Source organism: Rhodococcus sp. FG69, assembly GCF_057808915.1.
Map to the genome: position 1 here is coordinate 31,756 of NZ_JBMDIX010000044.1, position 12,047 is coordinate 43,802.

The 12,047-nt window shown below is 64.2% G+C and carries 9 protein-coding genes; 4 read left to right on the top strand and 5 right to left on the bottom strand.

All coding sequences use genetic code 11. The features are described 5' to 3' along the window. Nucleotides 1-25 precede the first annotated feature (25 nt). Nucleotides 26-640, bottom strand: a complete 615-nt coding sequence (locus ACODSO_RS25445; protein ID WP_489039484.1) for an alpha/beta hydrolase — start codon at nt 638-640, stop codon at nt 26-28. A gap of 56 nt (nt 641-696) precedes the next feature. On the opposite strand from ACODSO_RS25445, the gene ACODSO_RS25450 reads away from it, so the two are divergent. Then, nucleotides 697-4,107 carry a TM0106 family RecB-like putative nuclease gene (locus ACODSO_RS25450; protein WP_489039485.1) on the top strand — a complete coding sequence of 1,137 codons (3,411 nt, stop codon included), beginning with the start codon at nt 697-699 and terminating at the stop codon, nt 4,105-4,107. A gap of 31 nt (nt 4,108-4,138) precedes the next feature. Here ACODSO_RS25450 and ACODSO_RS25455 read toward each other — a convergent pair whose 3' ends face one another. Together ACODSO_RS25455 and ACODSO_RS25460 are read right to left on the bottom strand one after the other, a co-directional pair. Continuing rightward, the gene (locus ACODSO_RS25455) at nt 4,139-5,368 is read right to left on the bottom strand and encodes a type III PLP-dependent enzyme domain-containing protein (RefSeq protein ID WP_489039486.1); all 1,230 of its coding nucleotides are present in this window, start codon (nt 5,366-5,368) and stop codon (nt 4,139-4,141) included. Between the two features lie 72 nt (nt 5,369-5,440). Then, entirely contained in the window at nt 5,441-6,073 is a 633-nt protein-coding gene (locus ACODSO_RS25460; RefSeq protein ID WP_489039487.1) for a TetR family transcriptional regulator, read from the bottom strand. Between the two features lie 68 nt (nt 6,074-6,141). Between ACODSO_RS25460 and ACODSO_RS25465 the strand changes: the two genes are divergently transcribed. Beyond that, on the top strand, nt 6,142-7,446 hold the full coding sequence (locus tag ACODSO_RS25465) for a D-arabinono-1,4-lactone oxidase (RefSeq protein WP_489039488.1): 1,305 nt from the start codon (nt 6,142-6,144) through the stop codon (nt 7,444-7,446). A 123-nt stretch (nt 7,447-7,569) separates the two neighbouring features. Then, entirely contained in the window at nt 7,570-9,051 is a 1,482-nt protein-coding gene (locus ACODSO_RS25470; protein ID WP_489039489.1) for a molybdopterin-dependent oxidoreductase, read from the top strand. On the opposite strand, the gene ACODSO_RS25475 is transcribed toward ACODSO_RS25470, so the two are convergent. Further along, on the bottom strand, nt 9,038-9,979 hold the full coding sequence (locus ACODSO_RS25475; protein ID WP_489039490.1) for an adenosine deaminase: 942 nt from the start codon (nt 9,977-9,979) through the stop codon (nt 9,038-9,040). The genes ACODSO_RS25470 and ACODSO_RS25475 overlap by 14 nt on opposite strands. A 10-nt stretch (nt 9,980-9,989) precedes the next feature. Further along, on the bottom strand, nt 9,990-10,781 hold the full coding sequence (locus ACODSO_RS25480) for an enoyl-CoA hydratase/isomerase family protein (RefSeq protein WP_489039491.1): 792 nt from the start codon (nt 10,779-10,781) through the stop codon (nt 9,990-9,992). 85 nt (nt 10,782-10,866) lie between these two features. On the opposite strand from ACODSO_RS25480, the gene ACODSO_RS25485 reads away from it, so the two are divergent. Continuing rightward, entirely contained in the window at nt 10,867-12,012 is a 1,146-nt protein-coding gene (locus tag ACODSO_RS25485) for an acyl-CoA dehydrogenase family protein (RefSeq protein WP_068369972.1), read from the top strand. The last annotated feature ends 35 nt before the right edge of the window (nt 12,013-12,047 follow it).

Sequence of the window (12,047 nt, forward strand, 5' to 3'; positions counted from 1 at the left end):
CCTGTACGTCACACGTGCCTGTACTTCACGCGTGTGCGAGTACGAACTCCGCGGCTTCCAGTGAGACCGTGCGATGCACTTTCTCGTGCAGGAGATCGTGGCCTGCATCCTCGAACTCCCGCATCGTGGCACCTGGAACGTTCGGGATCCACGCACGAACTGCGTCGATCGGAGCCAACCGGTCGTCGACGCCATGTACAGCCAGCAGCGGCAAAGCCGATCCGCTCAGATCCGACGCCGTGCCGGTGGTCGATTTCGGTGTTCCACACAGGACTACCGAAGTGAATCCGCTCGGGTTCTTCTCGAGGGCCGCGATAGCGGTCGCAGCTCCCAACGAATGGCCCATCAGCGCCATCGGGATCCCGCTGCGCTCCGAACGAGCGATGTCCGCGAGCTGCAACGCGTTGTCGGCGAGCCCGGCGATCTGAGATGCGTCGGACAACTCGCCTTCCGTCAGCCCGTGACCGACGTGGTCGATGGCCCACACGTCGATTCCCTCGTTGTTCATGAGGCGGGCAAACCGATGGTAGTGCCCGCTGTTCTGACCCAAGCCATGAAGAAACACCAGGACGAGACGCGGATGTGCCGTGGTCCACGAACGGTAGTGGACGGCACCGGTAGCTCCTTCGAAAAACGGCATTCGACTATTTTGCATGGCGGGCAGTTCTGTCGTTGCATTCACCTACAGTTGTGCGCGTGTTCCTCTTGGGCGGCCGTGTCGTATACAGCGCCAGCGACCTCTCCGCCGCGGCAGCCTGCGAGTACGCGATGCTGCGCACACTCGACGCCAAACTCGGAAGAATCGAGGCGGTCCGCGACGAGCCGGATCCGATGCTCGAGCGCACCTCCGCCCTCGGTTTCGCGCACGAGCGGCGACAGCTCGAGGCGTTCCAGACTCGATTCGGCCAGGGCGTGTCGATCATGCCGAGACCCGAACGCACCGCACTCGCGCTCGCCGACGCCAACGCCGCCACCATCGAGACCGTTTTGTGGGGGTACGACGTCCTCTATCAGGCAACGTTCTTCGACGGCCGCTCCCTCGGGTTCTGCGATTTTCTGGTCAAAGAGGGCGCCGGCTACTCGGTGTACGACACCAAGCTGTCGCGGCACGCCCGCGTCCCTGCGCTGCTTCAACTCGCGGCCTACGCGGACGCACTGGAGAACAACGGCATCGAGGTCGCCGATCGCCTGCATCTGATGCTCGGCGACGGCAGCACCACCGATCACTCCGCGGTGAATCTGCTCCCGGTGTATCGACGCCAACGGGCACATCTGGAAGAAATAATCGACGAGCACGTCGCTGAGGACGAACCCGTCGATTGGGGCGATTCGAGGTACAGCGCGTGCGGGCGATGCGATGCGTGTGATCAGCAGGTTCTCGCGCGTGACGATCTCCTTCTCGTTGCCGGTCTCACTGGCGGCACGCGGGCACATCTGCATACCGCGGGAATCACCACGACCGTCGAGCTCGCCACCTCTGTCGGCCCGGTCGACGACATCTCCGCTCGCACACTCGCCACCCTCAGATCTCAGGCAACACTGCAGATCGCCCAGCGGAACAGCGGCCGAACCGAGTTCGACATTTTCGACTCCGACGCGCTCGGGTCCATTCCGGAGCCCGATCCGGGAGACGTCTTCTTCGACTTCGAGGGCGATCCCCTGTGGGCCGAAGCCGGATCGTCCGAGTGGGGGCTCGAATACCTCTTCGGTGTACTCGAAACGGACCGGACTTTTCACCCGTTCTGGGCTCACGATCGCGCGCAGGAAAGACAAGCGCTGGAGGCATTCCTCGACTACGTGGTGACTCGACGGCGAGAGTTTCCCGGCATGCACGTCTATCACTACGCGGCCTACGAGAAGACCGCGTTGCTCAGACTCGCGGGGCGGTACGGCGTCGGCGAAGACGTTGTCGACGACCTACTCCGCGACAACGTCCTCGTGGATCTGTATCCCGTCGTTCGCGCGTCGCTTCGAATCGGCGAGCGCTCCTACAGCATCAAGAAGCTCGAACCCCTCTACATGCCGGACAGCCGCGACGGCGACGTCACCAACGCCGCAGCGTCGATCGCCGAGTACGCCAACTGGTGCGATCTGCGCGATCAGGGACGCACCGCGGAGGCATCGGCCCTGCTGGCGGAGATCGCCGAATACAACCGCTACGACTGTGAGTCAACGGTCGAGCTACGAGACTGGTTGTTGGCACGGGCATCCGACGCGGGAGTGGCACCGCGGCCACCAGCGGAACTGGCGCCGGAGCTGAACGAAGAGACCACTGCGCTCGAAGAATCCCTGCGCGACTACGTCGGCATCGGCCCGGTGTCCGAGCGGACACCCGATGCCCAAGCCGTAGCTCTGTACTCGGGGTCGATCGGCTACCACCGCCGCGAGCGAAAGCCGTTCTGGTGGGCGCACTTCGATCGTCTGCAGAGCCCCGTGGACGAATGGGCCGAGGCAACGGATGTGTTCAAGATCGAATCGGGAACGATCGAATCGGAATGGGCGAAGACGTCGCCGCGGCAGAAACTGCTCAGACGACGGTTGCGTGTCACCGGCGTCGGGGGTACGGGGTCCTCGGTGCGATTGCTCTACGACCTGCCGCCGCCCGCCGGCCTCGAACAGCCGCACCCGACCTACCGTGCATGCAGCCGGGGCGAGGTGCTCGAACTGGGCGACACCTACGCCGTCGTCGAAGAAAAGCTCGCCGCGGGCGCCGAACCATACGAGCAACTTCCGATGGCCATTGCGCCCGAAGCACCGATACGCACCGTCAGCATGGAGCAGGCGATCATCCGAGCGGCCACCGAAGTACAGCACTGCCTTCCGGACTTGCCCCGCACCGCCGTCGCCGATCTGATGTCGTTGGCGACTCCACGAACCCTGTCCGGCAATGCACTTCCCATAGTGTCGGGGAACAACTACATCGACGCGATCGGTACCGCACTGCTCGACCTCGACAACTCGTACCTCGCCGTACAGGGACCACCCGGGACCGGCAAGACCTTCACCGCCGCCGCAGTCATCACCCGACTGGTGGAGGAGCATCACTGGCGGATAGGCGTTGTCGCGCAATCGCATTCCGTCGTCGAGAATCTCCTCGACGGAATAGCCAAGGCCGGCGTGCCCGCCGAGCTCATCGGCAAGAAGAAGCCGACCGAGCACACCGAGCTGCGGGACACCGATTACCCCGACTTCGTCGCCGATGCGACCGCCGGGTGCGTCGTCGGCGGCACCGCGTGGGACTTCTCGCACGACACCCGCGTCGTGCCGGGTTCGCTCGACTTGCTCGTCGTCGACGAGGCCGGACAGTTCTCGCTGGCCAACACCATCGCGGTGGCAGGTTCAGCGCGCAACCTCCTGCTACTCGGCGACCCACAACAGCTCCCCCAGGTAAGCCAGGGCACGCACCCAGAACCAGTGGACGAATCGGCGCTCGGGTGGCTGGCCGAAGGCCATGGTGCGCTGCCCGCCGACCGTGGGTATTTCCTCAGCCGAACCTGGCGCATGCACCCCGTTCTGTGCGCGCCGGTGTCGGCGCTCTCCTACGAGGGACAGTTGTTTTCCAACGAGGCCGCGACGGCCGCGCGGGTCCTCGACGGGATGCGGCCCGGTCTGCACACGGTGACCGTCGAGCATCACGACAACACCACCGAGTCGCCCGAAGAAGCCGAGGAGATTCGTCGACAGATCGAGAAGCTGCTCGGATCACCGTGGACCGATCCGGACACGCACGAGGGCAGCCGCGGCCTCGAACCACACGACTTCATCGTCGTCGCGCCGTACAACGCTCAGGTCGCGCGGATTCGTCGACACCTCGACGAAGCTGGTCTATCCGAGGTGCTCGTCGGGACCGTCGACAAGTTCCAAGGGCGACAAGCTCCGATCGCTCTGTTGTCGATGACGGCGTCGAACCTCGCGGACTCGCCGCGAGGTGCCAGCTTCCTGCTGTCGCGAAACCGATTGAACGTCGCGCTCTCCCGTGGGCAGTGGGCGGCTGTTCTGGTGCAATCGCGCACGCTCACGCACTACCTACCCGCCACTCCCGACGGCTTGGAAATGCTGGGCGCGTTCATGGCCCTCGCAGAGGCGGGAGTGGAGCCTGCGGAATGACCCAGGGGGCGGGAGTGGAGCCTGCGGCGGATCAACCGAACGTCTTTCCTTCGCCGCGGTAGGTGGGAACGGCCGAGATACTGCCGTCGCCCTCGACGATGTGCAGGGTGTCGAGTCGCTCGCAGATCTCGCCTGCCTTGGCATGACGGAACCAGACCCGGTCTCCGATCTCGATGGTGTCCGTCGACGTGACCGGAGTCTGTACTTCCCCCGCGCCCTCGTTGCGGAGCAGTTTCAATCCGCCTTGGACCACGCCGCGGAGCGAGTTCGAGAACGCAACAGGAGACGGCGTTCGGGACCTCGACGTCGGCCCCGACGCGATGTAGCCACCCCCGAACACCGTGGCGATCTTCTCGGTCGGTTTGCGCACGACGGGGAGTGCGAAGTAGAGCGCCGGGTGTGCTGTGAACGCGGTGTACTTGTCGAACAGCGTCGGAGAGAACAGTCCTGAGCCCGCAGTGACCTCGGTGACTTTCGGGTCTGCCGAGCTGATTTCGAGTGAGCCTGTGCCGCCGCTGTTGACGATCTCGAGTGGCCCGACAACGGAGGTGACTGCGTCGACGACAGCGCTTCGCCTGTCTTTCAGCTCCGAAGCCGACACCTTCTTCATCAGCTCGACGGCGATGTTGGAGTCCGGCAATCCAGCGATCTGCGCCTCGTAGAACATGACCCCGACCACACGAAAGCCGCGACCCTTGGCGGTGCGGGCGAATTCGGCGACCTGCTCCGGCTCCCGTAGCGGAGACCGCCGGACCCCGAGGTGCAGCGGGCCGAGCCGGAGGGAGGCGTCGACGTCGATACAGATGCGCGGCTTGACCAGGTCGGAGCCGGCGGCGGCGCGGATCCGGTCGAGATGAGCTACGTCGTCCACCATGAGTGTGATGCGGCCGGACAGCACCCGGTCGCGCGTGATTGCGGTGAGTGCGCCGGCATCGACCGTCGGATATCCCAGCAGAACGTCTTCGGCACCGAGCTCGGCGAGCCAGATCGCCTCGTGCGGCGAGTACGCCATGATTCCGTGGAATCCCGGAGGTGTATCGAAGCTCTGCCCGAGGACACGCTCGAGCACGCTGCGTGAGCGCACAGACTTGCTGGCCACCCGCACCGGTAGTCCACTACCGCGACGAACCAGATCAGCTGCATTGACTGCAAGGGCGTCGGCGTCGACGGCTGCGAACGGAGGTTCGAGGTGTGCGGTCGCGGCCGAGATACGGCTCAGGGCGGTCACATCGTGTGAGGTTCGACCGAGAAGTGACGTCACGTCAGAAGTACTTCCTTGGTTTCGTTGCGCGAGCAGATCTGGTTCCAAGTCAATCACCTGTCGCCGATTCCGTCAGATCTCGACGGCCTTACCTGCGATCAGCCCGGACAGGTCGTCCATTGCCGCGATGACAGCTATGTCGTCGCGATCGACGAGCCACCTGAGAATCAACCCGTCCACCGTCGCCATCCCGAAGCGCGCCACCGAATCGATCGGTTCGAGCCACCGCGTCCCGGTGTCTTCGGCGCAGCGCTCGAAGAACGCACGAGACTCGGTGTCGCGAATTCGGTACTGCCCACTGGCGATCGCTGCAGCGTCGTCCGACCCGAGCGCGCGGTGCCGCAGTAGATACGTCTTGATCTCGTACGACAAGAGCTGTCGGTCCGCCGTCTGATAGACGAGTGGCCAAATCGCGTTGAGGCCACTGTGCACCAGCTCACGAAGTCCACGTGTCCCTTGGAGTTCGTGGGTGTGGTCGAACGCCGTGTGCAGGGCAGCCGTGATATCGACGATCAGTCCCTCACCCATCGCGATGACAAGCAATTCCTTGGACTCGAAGAGGGAGAAGACCGCGCGCTGCGTCATCCCTGCTTCGGCGGCGACGCCACGGACCGTCAGCTTCTCGATACCCACCTGTTCGGCGCGATCGATAGCGGCAGCGACCAGCCGGGCTCGTCGTGCATCGACCGGCAGCCGAGTCTGCATGGGAATGAATAGTAGTTGCCGTCGGTAGATAATTGACCGTGTCGGACCCTCACATTCATAGTTGAGCGATGACGGGGCTTACATGGCACAACTGGGCGGGAAATCAGACCTCGAATCCGATCGAACGGGTCGTTCCGCGATCGGTCGATGAACTGACGGCGGTCGTGCTGCGGGCCGAGGGCACGGTCAAGTGCGTCGGGGCGGGGCACTCGTTCACGTCGATCGCGGCGACGGACGGGATCCAGGTCAGCCTCGACGACCTACGCGGCATCGAGTCGGTGGAACGCGCTGCCGACGGATCCGCAATCGTCACCGTGTTGGCGGGTACCCGGCTGCGGGAGCTCACGGCCAGGCTGTGGGATCTGGGCCTCGCGATGGCCAACCTGGGCGACATAGACGAACAGTCCGTCGCGGGTGCCATTTCCACCGGCACCCACGGGACCGGTGCGCGGTTCGGCGGAATAGCGACACAGGTGACTGCTTTGGAAGTCCTGACAGCCGACGGCCGCGTTGTGACGTGTTCTCGTGACGTCGAGCCGGACATGTTCGACGCCGCCCGCGTCGGACTCGGCGCACTCGGGATCATCACCCGGGTGAGTCTGCGCTGCGCGCCGGCGTTCGCGCTGCACGCGCTCGAAGCGCCCGCCACGTTGACCTCGACGCTGTCGACGATGACCGAGACGGTAGCAGCGGTCGATCACTTCGAGTTCTACTGGTTTCCGCACACGGATCGTGTGCTGACCAAGACAAACACCAGACTTCCAGCGGACAGCCCACTTGCCCCTCTCGGTCGGGTGCGGGCGTACATCGACGACGAGTTGCTGTCCAACACTGCCTTCGAACTGGTGAACCGGGCGGTCACTCGGTTTCCTGGCGCGATTCCCCGCGTCAACGGGTTCTCCGCACGAGCATTGTCCGCACGCGAGTTCACCGACCGGAGCTACCGGGTGTTCGCGTCCTCGCGCACGGTCCGGTTCCGGGAGATGGAGTACGCGGTGCCGGCCGAGTCCATCACGTACGTGCTCCGCGAGCTCGAACGGTGGCTGGCGTCCTCCGGTTTCACGGTGGCGTTCCCGGTCGAGGTGCGCTTCGCCGCGGCGGACGACATCTGGCTCTCGACGGCGCACGGCAGAGCCAGCGCATACATCGCCGTCCATCAGTACCACCGACGCGATCACCGGGAGTACTTCGATGCGGTGGAAGCAATCGCCCGCAGCGTCGGCGGTCGGCCGCACTGGGGCAAGCTGCACTCGTTGACGGCCGCGGACTTCGCCGACATGTACGAGCATTTCTCGGCCTTCTGCGCTGTGCGAGACAAGCTCGATCCAGAACGCCGATTCTCGAACGACTACCTGCGAGTGTGTCTGGGATAGGCCTCCGGCGCCGGTGGCATCGCGGGCCCCAGGGACGGTGGGGCCTCCGGCCCAGTGGCACGGTTAAGTGCACCCCAGTGCACTCAGTCGTGCCACTGCGCGGGACGCGCCTATCTTGGAGTCATGTTCAAGCGCGCCCTAGCCGGGATCCTCGCTGCCGGAGTGATCCTCGGCGTCGGAGAACTGATCGCCGTTCCGTTCGGCCCGAACTCATCCCCGTTCTTCGCCGTCGGATCCGCCGTCGTCGACAACACCCCGGAGTCGGTCCGCGAGTGGGCCATCGACACCTTCGGCACCTCGGACAAAGCAGCTCTGTTCATCGGCATGGCCCTCGTCATCGCGCTGATCTCCGCCGCAGCAGGGTTGCTGCGACGCCCGCTGGGCGCCGTGCTCTTCGGTGTACTCGGCGCCCTCGGAGTCCTCGCCGCAGTCACCCGTTCGACCGCGACGCCGCTTTCCGCACTACCGACGATTCTGGGCGTCGCTGCGGGAATCGTCGTGCTGCATGCCTTGATCCGAACAACCGACGAGCCGAGCGAAGGCATGACCCGCCGCAGTTTCCTCGGCCTCGCCATGGCTGCCGGCGTCGTCGCTGTCGCAGCAGGAACGGCGGGTCGGCTGATCACGCAGGCTCGCGACGTCACCGCCAATCGGCTCGGATTCATGCTGCCCACTCCGACGCCGCAGCCCCCGATTCCGGCGGGCACTGACCTGCGGATCGACGGACTGGCGTCGTACATCACGCCGAACGAGGACTTCTACCGCATCGACACCGCTCTGGTGATACCGCAGGTCGCGTCGGACACCTGGTCACTGCGCATCCACGGCATGGTCGAGAAGGAACTGGTGATCACGTTCGAAGACCTGGCGTCGAGGGACGCCGTCGAACGCACCGTGACGCTGACGTGCGTGTCCAACATCGTCGGTGGCGATCTCGTCGGCAATGCGACGTGGATCGGCTATCCACTGAAGGATCTCCTCGAAGAGGCAGGAATCTTCGACGACGCCGACATGGTGCTCTCCTCCAGTCACGACGCGTTCACTGCTGGTACGCCGTTGGAGGTTCTGCTCGACGGTCGCGACGCCCTGCTCGCCGTCGGAATGAACGGGCAGCCGCTTCCTGTCGAACACGGCTACCCGGCGCGGCTGGTGGTGCCGGGTCTCTACGGCTACGTCTCGGCGACCAAATGGGTCACCGACCTCGAAGTCACCCGGTTCGACAAGGCCACCGCCTACTGGACCGACCGCGGCTGGAGCGAACTGGGCCCGGTCAAGACGGCCTCACGCATCGACACTCCGAGGTCCGGCAGTGCCGTCAGTGCAGGCCCGCTCGTCATCGCCGGCGTTGCGTGGAAGCAACACACCGGGATCGCCGGCGTCGACGTACAGATCGACGAGGGCGATTGGATTCCCGCCGAACTGTCCGAGGAATACTCGGTCGACACCTGGCGCCAATGGACATACCAATGGGATGCGACGCCGGGCGATCACACCATCCGCGCCCGCGCCACCGACCGAACCGGCGACATCCAGACATCGACGACGGCGGATACCGTTCCCGACGGCGCCACCGGCTACCCCACAGCGTTCGTCACCGTGAAGTGAAGGACGCCTTGATCGAGTTGTCGTGCAGTATCTCTCGTTCACGCTCGGTCAAACCGAGCTTGTCGACGAGAGCAGCGAAATTGTCGTCGACGTAGCCGCCGAAGTAGGCCGGATCGTCGGAGTTCACGGTCACGATCAGTCCGCGTTCGATCATCTGTCGAATCGGATGGTCCGCAAGATCGTCGTAGACCTTGAGGCGCACATTCGACAACGGGCAGACCGTCAGCGGGATCTCCTCCTCGACAAGACGATTCACCAGCGCATCGTCTTCGAGGCAGCGGACACCGTGATCGATCCGCTCGACACCGAGAAGATCGAGAGCCTCCCAGATGTACTCGGCAGGACCTTCCTCTCCCGCATGCGCGACGACATGCAATCCCTCGGCACGTGCCTTCGCGAACACATCGACGAACAACGACGGCGGAAACCCTGCCTCGGCGGAATCCAGCCCGAGCCCGATGATCGGCGCGTCCAACGCCAGCAGGTCGTCCAGCAACTTGTTGGCATGCAGCACCGGCTGGTCCCGCAGGATCGACGCGATCAACCCGCTCGTGACCCCGAACTCTCGCTCGCTCGACGACGACGCATCGGCCAACCCCTCGACGACGGCCTCCAACGCGACACCCCTCGATGTGTGCGCCTGCGGATCGAAGAAGATCTCCGCATGCGTTACACCGCCCGCCGCGGCCCGCCGGAAGTAGGCGCGCGCCAAGTCGGCGAAGTCCTCGGCAGTTCGGAGCACGGAAGTATTGGCGTAGTACAAGTTCAGAAACGACTGTAGATCCGTGAACTCGTACAACCCCCGCAGCTCGTCGATGTCCGCATACGGCAACGTGATCCCGTTCCGCTCGGCGAACTCGAATATCTGCGGGGGCTCGAGCGAACCCTCGATGTGCATGTGCAGTTCAGCGAGGGGCAGCGTAGTCATCCCAACGATTCTACCGACCGGTGTACGTGGCCTTACCCGGGCCGTCGGCCAGAAAACTCTTCACCCCACCGCGAAGGTCATCCGTCGCGAACAACGCCCCGGACACCTCGGAGGTGATCTCGTCAGCGTGCGCGATACCACCCGAACGCCACGCTGCCACAATCTTTTTGGTGGCAGCGTGAGCCACCGTCGGACCGGCGGCCAACCGCTCGGTCAGGGAACGGGCCACCTCGTCGAGATTGTCTTCGATGGCGTTGACGACGCCCCACTCCTTCAACGTCTGGGCGTCGTAGAGGTCTCCCGTCATGACGAGCTCGCGTGCACGACCCGATCCGGCGCGCTCCGCGAGTCGTTGCGGACCACCCATCGACGGGGTCAACCCGACGACCGTTTCGACGAGACCGAACTTCGCCTTCGGGCTCGCGAGAATGATGTCGCAGGCGAGGGATATCTCGAACGCAGCCGTCAGCGTCAGACCGTGCGCGGCGTAGACCACCGGGCAAGGCAGGGCTTCGAGCGGATGCGCGATGCCGGCGAACAGTGTGCGCCACAGATCGGCGCCCTGCTGCGCGGTGAGTCCGTCGAAGACGTGGACATCGACGCCCGCGGAGGTCACCTTGCCCTCGGCGCGCAGCAGCACAGCGCGGGGAGGATTCGCGGTCAGATCTGCAACATTCGCCGTCACCGCGTCGAACATCGCTTGATCGAAAAGGTTGAGCGGTCCGTGGTCGAAGGTCAGGACGGCAACCTCGGCGCCGGCATCCGTGGTGTACCTGACGAGTGAAGTGGGTTGGTCAGCCATGAGTGCCAGAGTGCCATACGGTTCGCGAGCAGCAGTTACCGGCGAGTAATGTCCGGTTGAATTACCGTTACCTGGAGGAACACACATGAAGCGCACACTGTTCGACGCGGATCACGACGCATTCCGAGAATCCGCCCGCGAGTTCGTCGCTCGCATGATCACACCTCGCGAAGAAAAGCTCATCGAGCAGCGGTTCATCGACCGCGACATCTGGCTCGAAGCCGGCCGTAACGGGTTCCTCGGACTGGAGGTGCCGGAAGAGTACGGCGGCAGCGGCGCCGAAGACTATCGCTTCAACGCCGTCCTCGGTGAGGAGCTCGCTCGTTCGAGCGCGGCAGTGGCGTCGTGTTTCGGTATCCACGTCGACATCGTTGCGCCGTACCTAGTCAAGCTCACCACCGAAGAGCAGAAGAAGCGGTGGCTGCCGGGATTCTGCAGCGGCGAGTTGTTGACCGCGATCGCCATGACCGAACCTTCGGGTGGATCCGACCTGGCCGCGCTGAAGACCACCGCGGTCAAGGACGGCGACGACTTCATCATCAACGGTTCGAAGACGTTCATCACCAATGGCAACAGCGCCGACCTGGTGATCGTCGCTACTCGGACGACGCCGGAGAAGAAGGCAAAGGGAATCACGCTGTTCGCCGTCGAGAACGGCACCGAGGGTTTCTCGCGCGGCCGCAAGCTCGACAAGGTGGGTCAGCCCGAGTCCGACACTGCAGAGCTGTTCTTCGAGAACGTACGGGTGCCGTCGGCCAATATGATCGGTGAATTCGATGGCGGCTTCATCCACATGATGCAGCTGTTGCCCCAGGAACGCATCAGCTGTGCGGTCGCCAACCTCGGCCAGACGCGCCCGATCCTCGACGAGACGATCCAGTACGCCAAGGACCGCAAAGCATTCGGTCAGCAGATCGGCTCACTGCAGTGGAACAAATTCCTGCTCGCCGAACTTGTCACCAAACTCGACGTGGCACAGGCGTTCGTGGACAACTGCATCGACGCACACTGCAGGGGTGAGCTCACCGCGATCGATGCAGCCAAGGCGAAATGGTGGACTTCGCAGGTCCAGAACGAAATTCTCGACCACTGCGTCCAGCTACACGGCGGCTACGGATTCATGAACGAGTACCGAGCCGCCCGCGCATGGAAGGACGCTCGGGTCACCAAGATTTGGGCCGGGTCCAACGAGATCATGAAGGAACTCATCGGCCGGGACCTGGGCTTGTAACTAGTGGCGTGGTTATGTGCCCTCTGGTGCACATA